General features: G+C 45.2%; 19 protein-coding genes. 11 read left to right on the forward strand and 8 right to left on the reverse strand.

Annotated elements, in window-relative coordinates; genetic code table 11:
* Positions 1 to 6: 6 nt before the first annotated feature.
* From BMZ72_RS29020 to BMZ72_RS29040, 5 genes are all read right to left on the reverse strand, one after another.
* Complete coding sequence (locus tag BMZ72_RS29020; RefSeq protein ID WP_089813690.1) at positions 7 to 1986, reverse strand: outer membrane beta-barrel protein; 1980 nt, start codon at positions 1984 to 1986, stop codon at positions 7 to 9.
* Positions 1974 to 2549: an RNA polymerase sigma factor gene (locus BMZ72_RS29025; protein ID WP_089813691.1), complete on the reverse strand. Its 576-nt coding sequence runs from the start codon at positions 2547 to 2549 to the stop codon at positions 1974 to 1976. The genes BMZ72_RS29020 and BMZ72_RS29025 overlap by 13 nt, the downstream gene beginning before the upstream one ends.
* Before the next feature lie 517 nt (positions 2550 to 3066).
* Positions 3067 to 4305 (reverse strand): FecR domain-containing protein, encoded by a 1239-nt coding sequence (locus BMZ72_RS29030; RefSeq protein ID WP_089813693.1) that lies wholly within the window; start codon positions 4303 to 4305, stop codon positions 3067 to 3069.
* Between the two features lie 446 nt (positions 4306 to 4751).
* Positions 4752 to 5075, reverse strand: a complete 324-nt coding sequence (locus BMZ72_RS36710) for a hypothetical protein (protein WP_089813695.1) — start codon at positions 5073 to 5075, stop codon at positions 4752 to 4754.
* A 148-nt stretch (positions 5076 to 5223) separates the two neighbouring features.
* A complete protein-coding gene (locus tag BMZ72_RS29040; protein ID WP_089813697.1) occupies positions 5224 to 5580 on the reverse strand; it encodes a hypothetical protein in 357 nt (118 codons plus the stop codon).
* A gap of 83 nt (positions 5581 to 5663) precedes the next feature.
* On the opposite strand from BMZ72_RS29040, the gene BMZ72_RS29045 reads away from it, so the two are divergent.
* Positions 5664 to 6497: an SDR family oxidoreductase gene (locus BMZ72_RS29045; RefSeq protein WP_143087812.1), complete on the forward strand. Its 834-nt coding sequence runs from the start codon at positions 5664 to 5666 to the stop codon at positions 6495 to 6497.
* 126 nt (positions 6498 to 6623) lie between these two features.
* Here the strand turns inward: BMZ72_RS29045 and BMZ72_RS29050 are convergent, their stop codons facing one another.
* Positions 6624 to 7235 (reverse strand): chemotaxis protein CheB, encoded by a 612-nt coding sequence (locus BMZ72_RS29050; protein ID WP_089813700.1) that lies wholly within the window; start codon positions 7233 to 7235, stop codon positions 6624 to 6626.
* Positions 7236 to 7334: 99 nt separating this feature from the next.
* On the opposite strand from BMZ72_RS29050, the gene ligD reads away from it, so the two are divergent.
* Both ligD and BMZ72_RS37045 read left to right on the forward strand, forming a co-directional pair.
* The gene (gene ligD / locus BMZ72_RS29055) at positions 7335 to 9347 is read left to right on the forward strand and encodes a DNA ligase D (RefSeq protein ID WP_255373320.1); all 2013 of its coding nucleotides are present in this window, start codon (positions 7335 to 7337) and stop codon (positions 9345 to 9347) included.
* A gap of 39 nt (positions 9348 to 9386) precedes the next feature.
* Positions 9387 to 9848 carry a DUF6496 domain-containing protein gene (locus tag BMZ72_RS37045; RefSeq protein WP_255373321.1) on the forward strand — a complete coding sequence of 154 codons (462 nt, stop codon included), beginning with the start codon at positions 9387 to 9389 and terminating at the stop codon, positions 9846 to 9848.
* Positions 9849 to 9850: 2 nt separating this feature from the next.
* On the opposite strand, the gene BMZ72_RS29065 is transcribed toward BMZ72_RS37045, so the two are convergent.
* Both BMZ72_RS29065 and BMZ72_RS29070 read right to left on the reverse strand, forming a co-directional pair.
* Positions 9851 to 10609 carry a LytR/AlgR family response regulator transcription factor gene (locus BMZ72_RS29065; RefSeq protein WP_089813704.1) on the reverse strand — a complete coding sequence of 253 codons (759 nt, stop codon included), beginning with the start codon at positions 10607 to 10609 and terminating at the stop codon, positions 9851 to 9853.
* Positions 10584 to 11651 (reverse strand): sensor histidine kinase, encoded by a 1068-nt coding sequence (locus BMZ72_RS29070; protein WP_089813706.1) that lies wholly within the window; start codon positions 11649 to 11651, stop codon positions 10584 to 10586. Before BMZ72_RS29070 ends, BMZ72_RS29065 begins: the two co-directional genes overlap by 26 nt.
* Before the next feature lie 145 nt (positions 11652 to 11796).
* Here BMZ72_RS29070 and BMZ72_RS29075 point away from each other — a divergent pair, with 145 nt between their 5' ends.
* The 8 genes from BMZ72_RS29075 to BMZ72_RS29110 all read left to right on the forward strand — a co-directional run bounded on the left by BMZ72_RS29075 (position 11797) and on the right by BMZ72_RS29110 (position 20932).
* A complete protein-coding gene (locus BMZ72_RS29075; RefSeq protein ID WP_089813708.1) occupies positions 11797 to 14115 on the forward strand; it encodes a TonB-dependent receptor in 2319 nt (772 codons plus the stop codon).
* 5 nt (positions 14116 to 14120) lie between these two features.
* A complete protein-coding gene (locus tag BMZ72_RS29080; protein ID WP_089813710.1) occupies positions 14121 to 14933 on the forward strand; it encodes a DUF4249 domain-containing protein in 813 nt (270 codons plus the stop codon).
* Positions 14934 to 15037: 104 nt separating this feature from the next.
* Positions 15038 to 15877 (forward strand): helix-turn-helix domain-containing protein, encoded by an 840-nt coding sequence (locus BMZ72_RS29085; RefSeq protein WP_089813712.1) that lies wholly within the window; start codon positions 15038 to 15040, stop codon positions 15875 to 15877.
* A 70-nt stretch (positions 15878 to 15947) separates the two neighbouring features.
* Positions 15948 to 16772 carry an inositol monophosphatase family protein gene (locus tag BMZ72_RS29090; RefSeq protein ID WP_089813714.1) on the forward strand — a complete coding sequence of 275 codons (825 nt, stop codon included), beginning with the start codon at positions 15948 to 15950 and terminating at the stop codon, positions 16770 to 16772.
* A gap of 463 nt (positions 16773 to 17235) precedes the next feature.
* Positions 17236 to 17628: a type VI secretion system tube protein TssD gene (gene tssD, locus BMZ72_RS29095; protein ID WP_089813716.1), complete on the forward strand. Its 393-nt coding sequence runs from the start codon at positions 17236 to 17238 to the stop codon at positions 17626 to 17628.
* A 67-nt stretch (positions 17629 to 17695) separates the two neighbouring features.
* On the forward strand, positions 17696 to 18193 hold the full coding sequence (locus tag BMZ72_RS29100; RefSeq protein ID WP_089813719.1) for a type VI secretion system amidase effector protein Tae4: 498 nt from the start codon (positions 17696 to 17698) through the stop codon (positions 18191 to 18193).
* Between the two features lie 6 nt (positions 18194 to 18199).
* Positions 18200 to 19009 carry a hypothetical protein gene (locus BMZ72_RS29105; protein WP_089813721.1) on the forward strand — a complete coding sequence of 270 codons (810 nt, stop codon included), beginning with the start codon at positions 18200 to 18202 and terminating at the stop codon, positions 19007 to 19009.
* Between the two features lie 69 nt (positions 19010 to 19078).
* On the forward strand, positions 19079 to 20932 hold the full coding sequence (locus tag BMZ72_RS29110) for a type VI secretion system Vgr family protein (RefSeq protein ID WP_089813723.1): 1854 nt from the start codon (positions 19079 to 19081) through the stop codon (positions 20930 to 20932).
* Positions 20933 to 20940 lie beyond the last annotated feature (8 nt).

The following is a 20940-nucleotide window of genomic DNA, read 5'->3' on the forward strand; positions in this document are numbered from 1 at the left end:
CTGTTTTTATCTCAGGCGTAAAGGCCGGGTCAGGCCTATATTCATACCCACACTTGTCACAGGCAGATCACCAATGCCGATACCTCTGGAAGGTATCTTAACATATGGTTCTACCCGCAGTGTACCTAACACGCCTACTGGCCGTTCGTAACCAACGCCCAGATGTATAATAGAGAACCAGTCCGCAGTCGTTTTCCTGTAGGTCCAGTTCCTTTCTCCATACTGGCCATAGTATTTATAACTATAATCGTACTTCTGCTTTTTCATAATGTACGATGACATCCCTGCATTTGCATACCAGCTGCTTTTTTCACCTGTCGCAAAAGTGAACCGCACATTCACAGGTATTTCATACATATTACACCATCCATCCACATTGATAAGGTCCATGTCCGCAGGCCATGGTGTTTTCTTTGTATTAAAGTATTCTCCGGTAGAATAATAGAATTTACGTTCGTACAACACCCCTGTTTCTACTGCCAGTTTTTTACCAAAACGATATCCGGCAAGTAGTCCCACATTATATCCGACATTGGAGGTACGCTGGAACTTTACCGTTGTAAGGTCCGGACTAAAGACCAGACCATAATACAGTCCTTTTTTCAATGAAGCAGGTTCCCGTTTAACTTTTGTCGCACTCGCCGCACTGCTGTCTGCCAATGCAACGACCGGTATATTGCGCTTTCTATCCACATGTAAGAGACTTGTCTGCGGTGGTGTATTCTTTACTGTGGCTCCGTCAATATGTTCAATACTCAGCGGACTTACAATGACAGCAGTTATCCCCGGCCTCGCAGCAGGATAACTGCTGTTGTTGGGGATATCCTGTGTTTCGCCCGTGCGTACAGGTATATTCCCTTTCTTCCTGTTCACGATGGATTGTTCACTGTCCGCCGCGGACGAACGTTCATCGCGTTCTGCAACATTTGCTGCAACCTTCCGGCCTTTCTGCGAAGCTACACGTTCACGCGTGTTTAGTTGATCATCTTCGTCAATAGTAGATCTGCCTCCTTTTATAATACTAATGTTGTTGATTGTTGATGGCTTGTTGTTTGCTGACGGTTTAGCGACTCCGATTGCTGTTCGGTCAGTGTTTACCTTTCCTGCTGCAACTACTGAAGAACTACCAGCTGTCAGCACGTTATTATTGTTGCCTTTTCCTTTCGTCTCAGCCTTCACTACCGGCACATTACCAACAGTATTCCCTGTATTCTTCTTTCCTCCCGCAATTCCGGCAGCATTATCAGCTGTTACTGCACTATTAGTAGTTCCTGCATTTTTCTTTCCTGCCACTGCTCCTGGAACAACACCTGCGCCGCTGGTACTATTTGCATTTTCACCGGTTCTTCTCCCTGCCGTAGCATCTAAAGCTGTAACAGCTTTGTCCGTATTTCCTTTATTTATATTTTCAGCCGCAACAGTTGCAGGTTTAGTAATGCCTTCATTTATTCTACCAGTATTACCGGTAGCAGGCGTATTGGTCTTATCCGTGTTGTCTGCTGTTGCTGAAGATGATCCTTTTCTGCTATCTGATTTATCAGGAACGGCGGTGCCTTCCCTTGTATACTTCTCATCATCTGTTGATGCGATACCGGCATCTTCATTCTTTCCTGTTGTGTGATCAGAAGTAACTATATCCTTTTCGTTATGAATTCCCTGTCTATTCTTAGCTAATATCTTATTATCCGCTGCTTTTATTGCTGCCGTATTGTCTTCTGTAATACCCTTCCTCCCGGTATCCTTACGGTTACCGGTAAATAATCCGCTTATAGCTACTGTTAAAAAAAGGATGGTTACCAGCACCCATAACCCACGTTTGAACCACCAGCGATCCTTTAACCTGCGTGTAGCGGTCCCCTGCTGATTGCTATCAGCCTGCTGCAACTTATTCTGCATAGCTTCCCAGTCACCACCACCCGTATTCAGGGGATAGTCTGAGGCCGCATTGCGGAATAGTTCGTCCATATCGTCATCTAGGAGCTGCATACGTCAATTTCAGGTATATCTGTGTTTAATTTTTTTTGCAAATAAGCTCTTGCCTTTGCCAGGTTGGACTTGGAAGTGCCGATACTGATATTCAGTCTATCAGCAATTTCCTGGTGGGAGAATCCGTCTATTACATACATATTGAACACCACCTGATAGGACGGTGGCAGTTCCTTTACCAGTATGATTAACTCCTTATAGTATAGTTTCTGTTCTGCTGTTTGTCCCACGTCCGGTACTTCCCATACTTCCTCCGGTATACCGCCGATCTCCGGTATCATATTTTTCCGCCTGAGTTCATCAATTGCCGTATTCACCATAATACGCTTGATCCACCCCATCAGCACTTTTTCCTGGTCTTCGGTATCCTCGCAACTGAATTTATCAAAACGGGTAAATACCTTCACAAAACCATCATTTACAACGTCTGCGGCATTTTCGTACCTGTAAATATACCGGAACACAATTTTAAAAGCATAGCCATAGTATTGCTCATACAATAACTTCTGGCATCTGGGCTGTTTATTAATGCACCCCTGTATTATGGTAGAAAGTTGTTCCAATGTTTTTTCAATAGGCTCACATATGTCCTTACCTTATAAATACGGAAGCTGTAGAGAAAGGTTGCCTCGGGTGAAAAATATTTTTCAAATAAGATTTCACAGGTACGTAAAATATTAATAATCAATTAATTTGAAAGAACAATTTCCCTGAAAGCAATTAAGTTAGCTGGTCGGCAGAGGGCTTTCCAGGGTAAATAAAGGCCACAGACAGGCCTATATGCATCGAAATCACACACATGCTTAATTTCCGATATAGGTCCCTCAGCAGCATGTAAGCGATCTGCTGATACTGCTTTATTGACCTTTATTGACCTTTATTGACCTTTATTGACCTTTATTGACCTTTATTGACCTTTATTGACCTCAACTGACACTCTTCCTTCCCTTCTGGTATAGTTCTCTTCAAATGCTACAATAACCTTCCATGCCCCCTTCTCAGGTACAAGACACACACGCTTTCCCCCGAAAATCCCCGGATTTCCTTTTCTTACATTTCCCCGCAAAAATAAGCTTATTCCTATTCTACCTGCTGTTTCCAGGCGCCGATAGTAGCCGTATCGGCTTTACTAACAGAGACTTTCCCTTCGTGGGACAGTTCTGCCTGCTGCCCAGCGGGAATAGATAACCTTTTACTCCCTGCCTGGAGATGGATAGTTGCTCCAATAGCTGTGATGATCAATCGGGCTGGCGTAGGAAAGGTCTGTATATTAAATGAAGCACCGGTCACATCCGCAGAGAGCTGGTGTGCACGGATATGGAAAGGACGGTCACTATCGCTGTTTACCCGGAAACTTGCTTCGCCGTTTACCTCGACGTCTCTGTCTGTCACGGTATAGGAAGCGGGATATTTTACCGCACTACCTTTATTCAGCCAGACCTGTGTACCGTCAGGTAAGGTATCTTTTGATTTATGATCTGAAGCTGCTGACAACATGCGGAAGGAAGCAGACTTTTCTGAACGCATAAAGATCAGATAGATGCCCGGCCCGACTATCAGGAATACCAATGCAGCGACGGCATAGAGATAATTCAGCCTTTCTGAATAGATCTTCCGGATGGCAGGCGTACTGTCTGCCGGTATGGGCCGGTCTATTGCCGTCGCCCTGGATATCATGGGCGTCCAGTGTTCGTCATAAGGTCTGACAACCGGAGGATTTCCATCCAGCAACCTTGTCTTTTCCACTACCCAGTTATTATGGCGGGACGATACACTGCTATGCGCAACATCCTTAAGGCATTGCCTGACCGACTGGTGTACCGCGTTAATCGCACCAGTTACTGTATCTACAGACAGGTTCATGGCAGCTGCTATCCGGGCAGGTGGCATAGCTTTGAGTCGATGCATCTCATAAATCAGTCTCCGCTGTTCAGGTAAAGACATGATCGTATCATGTATCAGCGTCTGGTAGGCCTTATAGTGTTGTACTTCCGGGGGCAGTTCTTCCTCATATTGCGGCACCGGCAATAGCTCATCTGCTGCCGTATCCTGCAAATAGCTGTAACATTCATGTAATGACACAGAGCGCAGATAGGCATCCATGTCCTTTACATGAGGCAGCTTGTCTCTGTGTAACCAGATAATGATAAAAGTTTCCTGTAATACTGCCTGAATACAATGGCTATCCCCTTTCAGTATAATTGCAATGTCAGCCTGCACTATTGGCGCCACTGCCCTGAAGAAACGGGCAAACGAACTTTCATTGCCATCGGCAATGCTTTGCAGCAGTTCTGTATCATGATAGTTTATCTCCTGCATAACGCGGATGATCTTAAAAGGAATATACGAAATATATACCAGCCGGTCAAAATCACGCTATCATCCTTAATTGTCTATTGTTAATACAGTTCTGTAAGGGTAATCTTTCAAAAGCATATCGTTATCATCAACAGTAAAACCATCACCCAAAGCGACCCATTACCAATATCTACTATCACTCTGCCTTCTCACTATTCTTTATCATTCTCCTTTATCATCTAACTACCCATTACCAATACTTACTATCGCTCCGCCCTCCCACTATTCTTTATCATTCTCCCCTTATCATCTAGCTACCCATTACCAATACTTACCGCTCTGCCCTACCACTATTCTTTATCATTCTCCCTTTATCATCAATTATCCGCTGTCATCCTACAATCATCATCTGCAATCATTCCCCTAAAAACAATATCACCCAACCCTGATTAACAACAGCCCTCTCCTCAACCTATCTCAGGCTTTCCCCTGACCCTATTTGATATAACACCCGCCGCTACACTTTCTGCCAATGATCTTATTATAATTGGAGAAGACGCCCCTGTCTGGAAATAAAGCATCCGGCTATGTACGACCAGCTCATCTCCAAAATAAACATACCCTACTATCAATGCCATCAGCACTGACACAAAGGAAAAGATATAAAACTGTAAGGTTTGGTAGTTAACCCGTCTGGATCCCGTTATACCGGAATACTCCCCGATCTGCAGTAATTGTACTGCAAGCGCACCCAGCATACAAAAGTATACCGGCGACTGAAGAAAATGCATGACAAACAATGGTTTTGTATCAATAAATAAATCAACTCTGCCCCATTACAATACGAATGCGACAGCTATAAAAATGGCCACTTTCACATAAATATCTTCCACGCTTTATAGCGCAGAACCTTGTGCTTATGCTCCATATCAGACTGACCTAATCAATCCGATCAGCTAGTATGCCAAGTACCAGGCGCCAGTAAGGTGTCCTCTTCTCATACACCTTACGCGATGTAAAAACAAGGTCTCCCTGTTTACGCTTCGAACGGGATTCTACAAATTCCCAGGAAGCAGTAAGGATCTTTACCACATCATCCAGCTGAATCTGGGTTTCCGCAGCGATCTCCCGCGAGGTTTTCCAAAAATATGCCCCACTTTCCTCAAACAGCTCCAGCATTTGCTGTTTCTTCATTTCCATGATGACATGCTCAGCCCCTGTTACAGCACGTTTGGTGTCAATTATGACATCTTTACCTTTAATTAAAGCATTCTTGCTTTCAATTATAGCATCCATATAACATCGTATTATATCAATGAATAAATAATAATTACCAATTTATAAATTAGCATCCCCTGCCAGCATCATAAACCGTAGCTTTGCACACCATTATCACTAACATGCATTTTGAAAATAAAGTAGTCTGGATCATAGGCGCATCTTCTGGCATAGGCGCCGCACTGGCGAAACAATTCGCCAGAGAAAAAGCATTACTCATCATCACAGCACGGAATACCGACAAACTGCAATCACTGGCTAACGAACTGACGCAGCTGACGACCTGCGTAGTGCTTCCGGCGGACATAGCCCGCCGGGACACGCTACACAGTATAGTGGAAGACTCTCTCCGGCAATTCGGGCATATTGACATCCTCATTCACTCAGCTGGCATCGGACAACGGTCAATGGCAGCCGATACCAGTCTGGCCGTTTATGACCAGCTAATGGCAGTCAATTTCTTTGCCCCACTAACAATCACACAATACCTCCTCCCTCACTTTAAACAAAGCGGCAAAGGACATATAGTCGCTGTCAGCAGCATGTCCGGACTAATGGGATTCCCCGGCCGCAGTGGATATGTGGCCTCCAAACACGCATTAAAAGGATACTTTGAAACTTTGCAGGTAGAACATGACATCCCTGACTTTTATATAACAATTATAAGCCCCGGCAGAATCAATACCCCACTCCCATTATCCGCCCTCACGGCAGATGGTCAGCCTTACAATAAAATGGATCATGCACAACTCAATGGTATACCTGTGGAAGTTTGTGCAGAGAAAATCTGTGATGCTATCATCCGCAAAAAGAAACACATCTTCATCGCCAGAAAGGAGCGCTACCTCTACTGGTTAAGGATATTATTCCCCGCTGCCTACTATCGCATCGCCAGAAAAGCAGGTATTAAAGAACGTAACACAGATACCCTATAACCACTTCCTCAACTGCTCACCACAAAAATATCACTTTCCCCAGATCTTCATACAGCCAACATAAAATGAATGACATTGAACAATGTGAATAAAGATAAAAAGACAGTGAATAAACTGAACTAAATACTACCCCGCGGCCTCAAACCCTTCATCATCCTGCATCTCACCGTTTTTGTAATACTTCGCAAGCGACTGCGCCAACTCCGCTGGTGGCAATATCACATCCGGTTCATCCCCCGTAATCACCGATACCGGCATCCCCTTGAACACCGCCGACGCTGGATCCTGTACAAACACAATCCCTCCCACACCCTCTATCGCCTTCGCCCCTTCCAGGCCATCTGTCCCCATACCCGTCAGAATAATACCAATCGCCTTATTACCGGCATATGCCGCCAGTGACGTAAAAAATATATCTACCGCATAATTGACCACCTGTGTCGTGGTACGTGGTATCAAACGTAAAATCCCATCCCTGATCAACAAAAACTTTCCCTCCGGCAGCAGATAAATATGATCAGGTTTGATCTCCATATCCTGCAATACCCTTATAATCGGCAGCTTCGTATGCGATTGCAATAACTTGTCAAGTATACTCACATAATTCCTCGATAAATGCTGCACCACCACAAAAGCGATCCCCGTCCGCTCCGGCACATGCGCAAAAAATGTCTTCAATACATCCAGACATCCCGCAGAACACCCCAGTCCTGCTATAAAAAAATCCGGTTTCACCATGTCTCTTAAAGCTTTTAAAAATCCTATTCAAATTTCAGGCTAAAACATTTTACATGAGACTGCTTCGCTGACTGGTAAGGTCTTTGCTCTGATATCAACATGCCCCGAAAGTCTTCGGATATAAAGCCTTCGACAGGTAAGCGGACCAAATTCCCCACTACCCTGTCTCCCATGCTGGCCACACTGGTCGATCATCCTGTTGATACACCTGGCTGGCTGTATGAAGTAAAATGGGATGGCTATCGCGCAATCGCCTTCCTAAACAAAGGCGCCGTCCAACTGATCTCCCGTAATAACAAATCATTCGACGATAAATTCTACCCGGTCTTCCACGCGCTGGAAGCCTGGAAGATCAATGCCGTCACAGATGGCGAAATTGTCGTACTGTCGCCCAACGGTATCTCCAGCTTCGCTGATCTGCAGAACTGGCGTAGTGAAGCTGACGGTGAACTGATTTACTATGTATTCGATCTTTTGTGGCTGAATGGGTATGATCTTACACAACTTCCCCTCATTCAGCGACGGGAGTTACTGGAACGACTATTCCCCGCCCCTGATATCATCCGGCTCAGCACAGCTTTCAAAGATACCTCCTCCGCAGAATTTCTTTCTGCAGCCAGGTCACTCGGACTGGAAGGTATCATCGCCAAGAAAGAAGACAGTAGCTACCATACCGGCACCCGTAGCAGGGACTGGCTAAAGATCAAGATCAATAAACGACATGAAGTGGTCATTGGTGGTTATACGCGTAATGAAAACTCCTCCAAAACATTCAGTTCTCTGCTGGTGGGCGTATTCGAAAAAGGAAAACTACAATACACGGGAAAGATAGGCACCGGTTTTACCAGTGCGCAACAAAAAGAGATGATGCAGGCATTCAAACCACTCATCAGAAAAACATCTCCCTTCAATACTGTGCCTGATATCAACAAACCTTCCCGTTTCCGCCCCAATCCACCCAAGGCGACAGCCGTCTGGTTAAGTCCTAAGCTCGTATGTGAGGTGAGTTATGCGGAGATCACTGCTGATGGTGTCATGCGTCATCCTGCTTTTGAAGGCATGCGCATCGACAAGGCAGCAAAGGACGTTGGAAAAGAAGAAGCCATACCCGTAGCCAAAGCGGTAAAAGAAGCTGCCGGCTCTATTACGCAACAAATGCTGACACCTGTCGTCGGTGGTGATCGTAAAACCCTACTGAATCCTTCTGAAGCGACACAGGTACGAAAGGTCAGTAAACACGAACTGAAATTCACTAATCTTAATAAAATCTTCTGGCCGGAAGAAAAGTACACCAAACGGGATATGCTGAATTACTACTATCAGGTAGCGCCTTACATACTGCCCTATCTGAAAGACCGCCCACAATCACTCAACAGATTTCCCAATGGTATTAAAGGCAAAAGCTTTTATCAGAAAGACGTAACGGGTAAAGCGCCTGACTGGATCAAAACTTTTCCTTATCACACCAGCGAAGGGGAAGACAAAAACTTTATGGTATCCACTGATGAAGCCAGTCTGCTGTATATGGCCAATCTGGGCGCCATTGAAATGAACCCCTGGAACAGTAAGATCAGCAAACCTGATCATCCTGACTGGTGTATTATTGATCTGGATCCAACAGAAAAGAATACCTTTGAGCAGGTAATCAAAACCGCACAGATTACAAAAGAGGTATTAGACAGCATTAAAGTTCCAGGCTATTGTAAAACATCCGGCTCTACCGGCATACATATCTACATTCCTTTAAACGCAAAATATACATACGAAGATTGTCAGTTATTCGGCAAATGGATTGCCTCTCAGGTACATCATCAGCTTCCTTCTTTTACAAGTATTGAACGCATGACGCAGAACAGAAAGGGGAAAATATATGTTGATTATCTGCAGAACAGGCCAAAGGCTACACTGGCAGCCCCTTATTCCCTGCGTCCGAAACCAGGTGCAACGGTCTCAATGCCGCTACACTGGGACGAAGTGAAGAAAGGTCTTAAAATGAAAGACTTCAATATTACCAATGCCATCGCCCGTATCAACGAAATGGGGGACATCTTTAAACCGGTACTCGGCAAAGGCATTGACATCAAAAAGATACTACGGTCTATACAGCCGTGATCATTTATTTTTTATTTATTAACCTTTAAATTCCACACCATGGCAAAGTATTCAAAAAAGAGCCAGGACAAGGTAGAAGAGAACATGAAAGAAATGAAACAGGGTAAACTGAAAAGTGGCAGAAGCGGTAAGAAAGTAACCAACCCCAAACAAGCCATCGCCATAGGTTTATCTGAAGCCCGCAAAGCCGGTGCAAAGGTGCCTAAGAAAGCTGCTGCTAAAAAAGCCACTCCTAAGAAGGCTGCCGCTAAGAAAGCAACGCCTAAAAAGGCCGCTGCTAAAAAGGCTACTCCTAAGAAAGCTGCTGCTAAAAAAGCAACACCTAAAAAGGCCGCTGCCAGGAAAGCTACTCCTAAGAAGGCGGCTGCCAAAAAAGCGGCTCCTAAAAAAGCCGCCGCTAAAAAAGCTACTCCTAAAAAGGCCGCTGCTAAAAAAGCTGCTCCTAAGAAAAAGGCCGCTGCTAAAAAAGCAACGCCAAAGAAAAGAGCCGCTAAGAAATAATATCAACGCTCTCCCAGCCAGGATAAAAACTGAGGGGTCTTTTCCTTGCTGACCGTAATCACTTCCCTAAAAGACACGTTCAGATTAACACATAACTTGCGCGACAGGTAATGTGACGCATCTTTTATGGCTTTACGGTTCACAAGAAACTGCCTGTTCACACGGAAGAAAATATCTCCGCACAGCTGCTCAGCCTCCTCCAGTGATTTCTTGAGATAATAGTGCTGACGATCGAAAGTCATCAGACATAAAGTCTCCCTTTCGATATAAAACAACGCTATACTATCCAGTCTTACAGGGACGATCTTATCCTTGTAGTGGACAAGTATTGCTGCTGGTTTGGGCGCATGCTCATATACAACGTCAAGCGCATTGCCGGCGCCGGTTTCTTTTATGGTAAAACTACGACGCAGGGTATTGTATTTTCTGAGTGCATCCGCAATAGTAGCATCCGTAAATGGTTTCAGAATATATTCAATACCATTCGCTTTAAATGCCTGCAACGCATATTCATCATACGCTGTGCAAAAGATGATCGGCGCCGTTACCTCCACATTCCTGTAAATATCAAAACTCTCCCCGTCGCCCAACTGGATATCACTGAATATCAGATCGGGCATTTCGTGCGTTCTGAAATATGCGACCGCCTCCTTGACTGATTTCAGCATAGCTGTTACCTGTACCGTATCATCCAGTTTCTGGATACTCTCCCGCAGGTCCTCTGCTGTCAACTCCTCATCCTCTATGATGACTACCTGCATGTTGCAAAATTTTAATTTTTACGGTGAATGTTTTCCCGTCATCCTCAATCATGATATCCTCTCCTGCCAGCATCCGGTAACGTTCTGTCAGATTCATCAGTCCACTGCCTGTTGATGCCTCCGTCTGGTGCTTGACCTGTAGATTATTCACCACTTTCAGATATTCTCCTTCCTGTATCACCGAAAGATAAAGCGGATCTTCCGCTGTCAGTACATTATGTTTGATCGCATTTTCCAGTAAAGGTTGTAATGAGAACGCCGGTAGCCATTTGTTGGATAATGACTGCTGATCTACTCTTATCTCAAACCGCAACGCCTCTCCCACCCTCATCTTCTGCATTTCCAGGTAATCAGAGCTGAGTTTCAGCTCATCCTTTAATGAAATAATATCCCGCTGCCCCTTGGAAATACTCGCCCTTAAAAAATCAGACAGGTGGATCAGGTATTCTTCCGCCTTTTCCGGATGACGGCGGATCAGCGACTTCAACGTATTTAATGCGTTAAACAGAAAATGCGGGTGTATCTGCTGCCGTAATAACTGGTTGATCGCCTCCGTATTAGCAAACTTCAGACGGGCATTTTCCAGTTCTGTATGGTTCTTGGCATGTAGTAAGGTGATATAATTATGGAGAATGAATACCAGCACGTTCACTACCAGGCCATGTAACAGGAACAACATCGGCCAGATCATCTTATTTTTGACCTGATCGTACCAGTCCGGTATCAGGTAGGTATGCAGGCTCGAATACAGTATTCCTCTGAACAACAAATAATTAAATAATGCTGCTCCGGTGAAACTCAGGATGATTCTGATTATCTTGTAGTTACGGGAACCATATTGTAAACGGGAAGCCAGCCATAACATAAGCCCTAAATTGTACATCCCCATAAAAAAAATCACGATGTACATCAATGCAGACTTAAGCAGAACAGTGTTAAGGGCGTATTCTTTGGCAGACGAAGTTAGCCCCACCAGAATGGCAATACATAAAGGTGCGATCAGGCTCACGCGTACAAGGCTTCTGACAGGTATATTTTTCATGTGCTTCAGACTGCAAATTACACACTACAAACCGGACGGCTCAACTTTTCCCTGTCCGATTCAGCGGTAAATTTGTCTGTTTCAGCCCGACTACTTTTTGCATATCAGATAATTATTATTTGTTTCGCACTAAATTTTAAACCGGATGAAATCAAAATTGTTGCTGATTGCTGTCTCGCTGATGGCCCTGCAAGCCACGGCACAGCAGAAACACACAATTAGCGGAACCATTAAATCCAAAGCCAAAGGAGAAACCCTGATCGGCGCTACCGTAAGAGTCAGCGGTGGCGGAGGAACCACCACAAACGAATATGGGTTCTATTCCATCACCATCACAGATGGCAAACACAAGCTCGAATTTACTTCTATGGGCCTTCAGACAAACAGCCTGGAGTTTACCCTGCGGAAAGACACCATCATTAACATATCTCTGGAAGATGAATCCGTTGCCCTGGGCGCTGTAACCATTACCGGCACCAGCACCAAAAGAAGCCTCGCCGCCCCACAGATGGGTCTGGAGAAGCTGACTGCCAAGGAGATGAAGAATGTACCCGTTCTCCTCGGTGAAAGAGACGCGATTAAAGTTATCCAGTTACTACCCGGTATCAAATCAGCCGGTGATGGTAACGCAGGTATGTACGTTCGTGGTGGCGCTGCCGACCAGAACCTGATCCTGCTGGATGAAGCACCCGTATATAACGCCTCTCACCTGCTGGGCTTCTTTTCCACATTCAACTCAGACGCTATCAAGGATATCGCTGTGTATAAAGGTGGTATGCCTGCACAATATGGCGGCCGACTGTCTTCCGTACTGGATATCAAGATGAATGATGGTAATAACCAGGATTTTGGCGTAAGTGGCGGTATCGGCCTCATCTCCGCTAAACTGAACGTAGAAGGTCCTATCCAGAAGGATAAATCCTCTTTCCTGGTAACCGGCCGCAGAACGTATGCGGACGTGTTCCTGAAATTGTCAAACGACTCCAGTATCAATAACAATAAGCTCTACTTCTACGATATCAACGCCAAGATGAACTATGAACTGGGCGATAAGGATAAACTGTATCTCTCCGGTTATTTCGGAAAGGATAAACTGGGTGTAGGTGACCTCTTCGGTCTGTCATGGGGTAATACCACCGGTACTCTCCGCTGGAACCACATTTTCAGTAACAAGTTATTCTCCAACACCTCCCTGATATACAGTAACTACGACTATACAGTATCTATCAACAGTGGTTCGGTAAATGCAGATATCTATTCCAAGATCAGGGATTATAACCTGAAACAGGAGTTCCAGTGGTATCCTTCTTCCAGTCATAACATCCGTTTTGGTTTCAACACCATCTATCATACGATCACTCCAGGTCAGGTAACAACCTCTGAGACCTCTCAGATCAACGCCAGATCTCTGGAAGACCGCTACTCCTGGGAGAATGCCGTATATGCAACTGACAGCTGGAAAATGTCTGAAGCGCTTAGCATGACCTACGGCCTGCGCGTATCTTCTTTCAGTGTCCTGGGTAAAGGTGATTTCTTCAATATCGACCAGGATGGTAAGATCCTGGATACCCTGCACTATAAGAAAGGTGATTTCGTAAAAACTTATGTCAACCTGGAACCGAGACTGGCAATCAGCTATAAACTGAATGCGACCTCTTCTGTGAAAGGTTCCTATGTACGTAATACACAGAACCTGCACCTGATCTCCAACAGTACCACCAGCAGTCCGACCGATAAATGGGTGGCCAGCACCAATATTATCAAACCGGAAATCTCTGACCAGTTCTCCATCGGTTACTACAAAGACCTCTTTGGTGGCGACTATGAACTGACAGTTGAGACCTATTACAAATCATTGCAGAACCAGATAGATTACCGTGATGGTGCTAATGTAAACTCTGTCAGCAATGCGATCGAATCTGAACTTTTGTTTGGTAAAGGACGCGCTTATGGTATTGAGTGGTTGTTCAAAAAGAGAGTGGGCAAGTTCAATGGTTGGGTGAGCTATACGCTGTCAAAAACCGAAAGAAAGATCGACGGTATCAATAACAACGAATGGTACAATGCCCGTCAGGACAGAACGCATGACGTTGCGATCGTTGCGATCTATCAGCTGAGCCCTAAATGGACACTCTCTGCTAACTGGATCTATTATACCGGTGATGCAGTGACCTATCCTTCCGGTAAATACAATGTAGACGGACAAACAGTTTACTACTATACCGGCCGTAATGCTTACCGTATGCCAAACTATCACCGTCTGGACCTCGGCGCTACCTTACAGCTGAAGAAACGTAAACGCTGGTCTTCTGAACTCGCTTTCAGTCTCTATAATGCTTATGGCAGAGAGAATGCATATACCATCACATTTGAAGACAGCAAGGATGATCCGACCAAGACGGTGGCTAAACAGACCGCATTATTCAAATTCATTCCTTCTATCTCTTACAACTTTAAGTTCTAATAACCATGCGTAACAGTTTAATATATACTTTACTAGGCTCGGCGCTGTTGTTGGGCACAGCCTGTGAAAAAGAGATCGATCTCAACCTGAACGGTAATGACAACAAGCTGGTGATCGAAGGTGTGCTGACTGACAGCAAAGGCGCATGCAGCGTAAAGATCAGTCGTACAAAAACGTTCGATTCAAATAATGACTTCAACGGTGTATCCGGCGCCAGAGTACAGATCTGGAGTGGTACAGATACCACCCTGCTGACAGAGACGGCAGAAACAGGTGTTTACATTGCCTCTGAGCTGTCAGGCGTAAGCGGTACTACCTACGGACTGCTGGTTACGGTGGATGGAGAACAATATACGGCTACTTCAAAGATGCCTTCAAAAGTCCCTTTTGATGCATTATCAATTGTTGAAGAAGACCTCTTTGGCGATATGACAAAGATCGCCAATGTCAACTTCAGAGATCCCGCAGCGGAGACTAACTATTACCGTTTCCGTCAGTATATCAATGGCAAAATGATCAAGAGTTACTGGGTGAGAAATGATGATCTGACCAATGGCAATGAGATCAACGCACGTCTTTACATCCTGGGCCAGGATGATGATGACGAAACGCTGAAGATCCATTCTAAAGATGAAGTGACCGTGGACATGATGAACATTGATGCGGATGTTTATAAATATTTCTTCAGTCTGAGCAACAGTGCAACCGGTGAAAGCAATTCCGCTACACCAGCGAATCCTGTGAGCAATATCAAGGGAAATGCGATTGGTTATTTCAGTGCGCATACCCAGGAAACGAAGACGATTATCGTACCGTAATAACACAACATAGCAACTGAAAAGAGCCGGATCTTCATGGTCCGGCTTTTCTTTTTCCCGATCCGACCCCGATTCCCCGATGAATATGCCTATTTTTACCAGGCATGAAAAATCAGCTTCCTTTCTATTCACTGGAGCCATCCAATATTGGCGGTCTGGTCATCGAAGATATCCCGGAGGATATTTCCTATGCCACGATGCCCCATCAGGATGATCATTACCTGGTAATGATCCTGACGGAAGGATTCGGCACAATGGAGCTGGAGGGCGAAGTATTTCACTGCACGGCCCCGGCCATGATGGTGATCAAACCCTTACAGGTGCATTTTGCACATGAAGTGCATGAGGCAAAAGGATGGATCGTTTCTACCGCGCCCTTTCTGATACCGGATACACTGGCAGTTGCTTTTCAGAGCCTGCAGATAAAGCAGCAATATGCACCGCTCCATGATGCCGGGGATCTGATACAGATGTTGATCACGTTACAGGCTGCTTTTAATACTACCGCCTGTCCTGCCCGTTATAAGCCAGCTATTATGAAAGGGCTGAGCGATGCGCTTTTTCACCGGATATTGCCCGAATTTGAATGTATCCTGGAAAACGGGGCACCAAACATCCGTCAGGCTGCCGCCATCACCCGTCAGTTCATGCAACTGCTGCAACAGGAAAATGCGGCGCAGACACCCGCTTTCTTTGCCCAGCAGATGCATATTACGCCTGCCCATCTGAATGATTGTGTCAGAGAAACCACCGGTTATCCACTGACCTACTGGCGACAGTACGCCATGTTAAATGCGGCCAAACGCCTCCTGTACTATACGGACAAACCTGTCAAGACCATCGCCTGGGAACTGGGATATGAGGACCATACCTATTTTTCCCGCCTCTTCCGAAAACTGACCGGTGATACCCCGGGCAACTTCAGGAGCAAATTCCACGAATAGTCCAATACCTTCCTTCCCAACTCCAATTCCTACCCTTTTTTCCTGCCTTTCTTTGCTGTTAAAAAGAAAGATGAATACTTTACTTATACAAAGCAGTGAGGTCATTAAAAAGGCCGGAAACAGCATAAAAAAGGAGGTCCCCTCCGTGAAGGCATGGAATAAACAGGAAATGCTGCTCCAGTTTAAGAAAGTGAACACCCTTTGCACCAACATCATCCGGGAGGGCTTACTGGCCATCGCACCGGATATCCCCTGGTCAGAGGCGGAGTTTGATCCCCATCAGCAAAAAGATCCTGCCCTGGGTGACCGTTACTGGGTATCCGACCCGCTGGACGGAGCCATTCATTTCCTGCAGGGATTCTCTCCCTGGTGTATCTCCCTTGCATTGATTGAAAACGGACTGGCAGTATTCTCTGTGATCTACGATGCCGTAAGAGATGAATTATTTACTGCGCTCCGGGGGCAGGGCGCCTGGATGAATGGAGAAAAGCTGTCTGTGAATATACGTAACAGACTCAGCGATGCGATCCTGGTAACTGCCCATCCCAATCAACCGGATAAAGCCGAAAAAGAAGTGCGACAGCTCCTTTATACACTGGAAACCCTGTTACCGCGGGCAGGGGCTGTGCGGATGATGGGTCCCTCCTCTTTGCAACTGGCTTATGTTGCCGCAGGCCGGATAGATGCTTTCTGGGAACTGGGAGATGATGCCTATGACTGGCTGGCTGGCGCATTGATGGTGGAAGAGGCCGGTGGAGTTGTCAGAACTATGGAAGGGTTTCCCTATTCTCTGCAAACGGACACAGGTATACTGGCTGGTAATGAAACAATGGCAGACCTGGTGGGCGGAGAGATCGCCCGGATACTCTTTTCCGATAGCCGGATAATGGCCTGATCTTCTTTTATGTTTTATTATCCTTCGTTAATCCTTCGTTCATGGAACGAAGGATTAACGAAGGATAATAAATATCTAAACAATATCAAACCGAATCCTTACCCAATATAGACTAAATTACATGTTTCCCCAACACACTCACCCTATAGTTTCTGCTTAGTAAAAATCCCGGTACGCGAACTTCCACAACCTCAGCAAACAGAACAGTAACATCTTTTTTAATCTGTTTTTTTTGATAAAATAATTCACAATATGTCCCGGAATATTTATTTTCGCATTGACCATGTATCTTTAATTGAATAGTTATAAACGTTAATCCGGCACTTGAATTTTAGTAACTATGGAAAAACCTGCCGCTTGCTGAAGCAGTTAATCCGGTCCCCAATTTCCATGTACACTTTCATTTGCTGCCCATAAAAATTTCATTACTAATACCATATTAATCAAGCAAAACCTCAAGGATATGTCATTTAAAGCAGTTATGCGTATAGACGGAGAAGAACTCAATGTTTTGGATTGCCACTTTTCTTTTGCACAACACACAGACCACAACGGAAAACCCGCTGCCCGTCCGACAGGAGGCGCTGTAACCGTGTTGGTTGAATCAGATGGTAATACAAACCTCTTCGACTGGATGGTATCCAACACGCAGACCAAAAGTGGCAGCATTGTTTTTTATCGCCGTGACGCCATGTCAAAAATGAAGGAATTAAAATTCACTGATGCCTACTGTGTAGAATATGAAGAGCATTTCAAAGCAGCAGGCGACGTTCCGATGCAGATCAAAATGGTACTGTCAGCCAGAGAAGTACAGCTGGGCAGTTCCGTGTTTAAAAACCCCTGGCCGCAGTCCTGATAAGGATCCTGCCGGCTGTTTTGTTACCCCGATATATCATGTGATCACTGATTAAAACATTGTACTCATGGCCCTGAAAAAATTCCCTGCTTTCAGTACATTATGGAGCAGTTATCCACACGATTCCCAGGCACCGGCCGGAAGTGCACATGCCATGCCATGTGATGAAAAGGATAAGAACGGATTCTATCACTATGAAAATCAGTGCGCCATCCGTATGTCTTATTGCCTCATCAAAGCCGGTATCACCCTGTCAAACTATACAGATCCAAAATGTAAACATGGATACGCCAGAGGAGCAGAAAGTCTGGCCACCTGGCTATGGCGCAACTTTGGTAAACCAGTGCAGGTAGTGAGCAGCAATGCAACACAGAAGAATGCTTTTCTCACCAACCAGTACTGGTCAAAAAATGGCATCATTTTTTTTAAAGACTTCTATGGTACCAATAATACAGGCGACCACATCGATCTCCTGTATCATGTCAACACACAGATCATGACCGCCACCGGCGATTATACCAATGACAGCCGCGTAAAAGAAATCTGGTTCTGGGAAGTAAACTAATACTGTATGAAAATATGCTATCTGATATGTCTTTCACTATTCTACACAGCCGCCAGCGTCTGCGCACAAAACCAGACCGGAAAAGTGGCGGTGAAAGACGCCGTGTGGATGCCCAGACAATACCTGGATGCACGTAAAGCACATCCTCCGCAGGATACATTCTGGAAAACAGTCGACTTTACAAAATACCTCAGTCCGGTCAGTGCACTGCGTACCAGGACGATCAATCAGCAACAGGAAGTCAGCGTTTATACCTATGGTGCAGAAAATTTCCCCATTGCTGTAAAGGGAACCAGTCACGCCGGACAGCGAAAAGAATGGCTGCTGGATAAGCCTATTTTTACCGGCGGACAATCAACACTATACGACAGTGTACATTTCAGTCTGATCAGTCATAATAACGATCCGCAGGATCTCTGGGTAGGTCTTGCTTATCCGGATGGCAGAAGAGATTCCATACAGATGGCTACTGTCCCCAAAGAAGAAAAAAATGCGCCCTTATGGATGCATTCCAATAATTACCTCTCCTACTATTTCAAAGGCAAACAGTTTGACGTGTATGATGATAAAGGCGCCTTACTGTACAATGATGTAGTAACTGATACCAATGGCATTATTAACGGATTACCCGGTTATAGATCATGGAATATCACCTCATCCAATATGTTCCAGGTCACAGCCGATAAACAGGGAACCACCAGCATTTCCAGTTTTAATGTCAGTTTCAAAGGAGAAAATATCGCCCTTCAACCACAACAGGTAGAAGGCGAACTAAACAGACCATTGTTACTAAAGGAAAAACATAATAAAAATTAAGGCGCTGATAGCTGATGCACACCTTTCACAGTCATCTGATATCAACGCTGCATTCCAAATTTTTATATTATGGCACTGAATACAAGTACCTCATTCTCCATAGCCGGACAACAGTTTCAGACCTTCAACACGATCGAACTGAGACAGTATCTGGACGACCATCATGAGTTTGAAATATATGTGAGCTATGACTGGTTTGAAAAACTGGGCGGCGGCATCTCCGGCGCTGCGAATAAATTCCTGGGAGAAGAAATCGAGATCACCGTGGCGCCCGCAGAGCAATTGCCTGGTGTGAAAGACCTGATCTTTAAAGGTGTCGTTACCAACATCACCACAGGAAAAATGGGCGATGGCACGCATGGCCATTGTATCATCCGTGGACATAGTCCGAGTATCCTCCTGGATGATGATCCACATATCACCTTCTACGAAAATAAATCAGTGTCTGACATCGTATCTGCAACTGTAAAAAGTTATCCGCCGAATGTGCTGAAAACAGCTATCAATCCGGAGACCAAAGAGACGCAGAAATACGTGGTCCAGTACAAGGAAACTTCCTACGAATTCATTCGCCGCCTGTCTGAACGCCATGGAGAATGGTTCTTCTATGATGGCCAGCAAGTAGTATTTGGTAAATACGCTCCGCAGAAAGCAACATTGACCCATCAGGTAGATCTGCTGGAATTCAATATCGCCCTGTCTGTAAAGCCTAATAACGCCAAACTGAATGGCTATGATTACCGGCAGGATAAAGTGGTGGAAGATACCACACAATCAAAGGAAACCGGTAAACTCAATGCTTACTCACAACACGCGAGTGATGTGAGCAGCAAGTTATACAGTCGTGAAGGTCTGTATAAAATGAACTACCCTTTTAACAGCAGTGCCAAAGCGCAGCTGGATAAACTGACCACCCTGCAGAAAAAGGGTAAACTCGCCAAGATGGTAACCATCAAAGGCAGCAGCACCAATCCATCCTTCCGCATAGGTGATACTGTCAGCATCAAAGAAGCTGCCATGGGCACAGAACAACACCATGGCGAATTCATGATCACCAATATCAGACACTACTGCGGCGCCAATGGTAGCTACCATAACATGTTTGAGGGTATTCCTGCGGATGTGGCCACACCACATATCAATCTCGGAAATATTCCTTACACAGAACCCCAATCCGCCGTTGTGACTGAAAACAACGATCCGAAAGGACTTGGCCGTATACGTGTTCGTTTCCGCTGGATGCAACAGGGATCAACGCCATGGATAAGAGTTGTCTCCGCTTCAGGGGGTGGCGATAAGGGTATGTTCATCATGCCGGAAGTAGGGGAAGAAGTTATCACCGAATTTGAAGGCGGTAATCCGGAACAACCATTCGTCATTGGTGCTACCTATAATGGCGGCGCTAAAAGCAGTTATGGTAACTCAGGGAATGATATGAAAGCCCTGAAGACCAGAAGTGGCAATACCATCCTGCTGAATGATGCAGCCGGAAGTATTACAGTAACGGATAAAAACGGCAGTAGCATGGCCATGGATGGTGCAGGCAATATCACTGTCAGTTCCCAGACACTGATCACGGTGAAAACGGAAGATCATATCGTAGTAGAAGCACCGAATAAAATTGAATTCAAATCCAAAGAAATCCATATCGTCGGTACAGAGAAAGTATTCATTGGTGAAGAGAATGCCAGTATCCTGGTGGATAACGCAGCCAACAATATTGAAAGCGGCGCCAAGACCATTACATCTGCGGCAGAATCAGCCAACACTGTTTCCAGTGGTTCTAATCTCTATATCGACACTAAAAACTTTTATGCTGCAGGTGAAAATGTGGTGAATATTGACAGTAGCAAAGGCAACGTCAAAGTAAACGGAAAAGTGACCACGGATATCGTTGGCGGTATGCTGAACCTGAACTGTTAATTAATCAC

Origin of the sequence: Chitinophaga sp. YR627, assembly GCF_900114995.1 — a bacterium.
Classification (GTDB): Bacteria; Bacteroidota; Bacteroidia; order Chitinophagales; family Chitinophagaceae; genus Chitinophaga.

Coding starts and splice junctions, on each gene's coding strand:
- tssD (WP_089813716.1), top strand. CDS start 17,236: ATGTCATTTAAAGCAGTTATGCGTATAGACGGAGAAGAACTCAATGTT.
- BMZ72_RS29105 (WP_089813721.1), top strand. CDS start 18,200: ATGAAAATATGCTATCTGATATGTCTTTCACTATTCTACACAGCCGCC.
- BMZ72_RS29050 (WP_089813700.1), bottom strand. CDS start 7,235: ATGGTGAAACCGGATTTTTTTATAGCAGGACTGGGGTGTTCTGCGGGA.
- ligD (WP_255373320.1), top strand. CDS start 7,335: ATGCCCCGAAAGTCTTCGGATATAAAGCCTTCGACAGGTAAGCGGACC.
- BMZ72_RS29090 (WP_089813714.1), top strand. CDS start 15,948: ATGAATACTTTACTTATACAAAGCAGTGAGGTCATTAAAAAGGCCGGA.
- BMZ72_RS36710 (WP_089813695.1), bottom strand. CDS start 5,075: ATGCATTTTCTTCAGTCGCCGGTATACTTTTGTATGCTGGGTGCGCTT.
- BMZ72_RS29080 (WP_089813710.1), top strand. CDS start 14,121: ATGCGTAACAGTTTAATATATACTTTACTAGGCTCGGCGCTGTTGTTG.
- BMZ72_RS29065 (WP_089813704.1), bottom strand. CDS start 10,609: ATGCAGGTAGTCATCATAGAGGATGAGGAGTTGACAGCAGAGGACCTG.
- BMZ72_RS29070 (WP_089813706.1), bottom strand. CDS start 11,651: ATGAAAAATATACCTGTCAGAAGCCTTGTACGCGTGAGCCTGATCGCA.
- BMZ72_RS37045 (WP_255373321.1), top strand. CDS start 9,387: ATGGCAAAGTATTCAAAAAAGAGCCAGGACAAGGTAGAAGAGAACATG.
- BMZ72_RS29075 (WP_089813708.1), top strand. CDS start 11,797: ATGAAATCAAAATTGTTGCTGATTGCTGTCTCGCTGATGGCCCTGCAA.
- BMZ72_RS29020 (WP_089813690.1), bottom strand. CDS start 1,986: ATGCAGCTCCTAGATGACGATATGGACGAACTATTCCGCAATGCGGCC.
- BMZ72_RS29085 (WP_089813712.1), top strand. CDS start 15,038: ATGAAAAATCAGCTTCCTTTCTATTCACTGGAGCCATCCAATATTGGC.
- BMZ72_RS29100 (WP_089813719.1), top strand. CDS start 17,696: ATGGCCCTGAAAAAATTCCCTGCTTTCAGTACATTATGGAGCAGTTAT.
- BMZ72_RS29110 (WP_089813723.1), top strand. CDS start 19,079: ATGGCACTGAATACAAGTACCTCATTCTCCATAGCCGGACAACAGTTT.
- BMZ72_RS29030 (WP_089813693.1), bottom strand. CDS start 4,305: ATGCAGGAGATAAACTATCATGATACAGAACTGCTGCAAAGCATTGCC.
- BMZ72_RS29040 (WP_089813697.1), bottom strand. CDS start 5,580: ATGGATGCTATAATTGAAAGCAAGAATGCTTTAATTAAAGGTAAAGAT.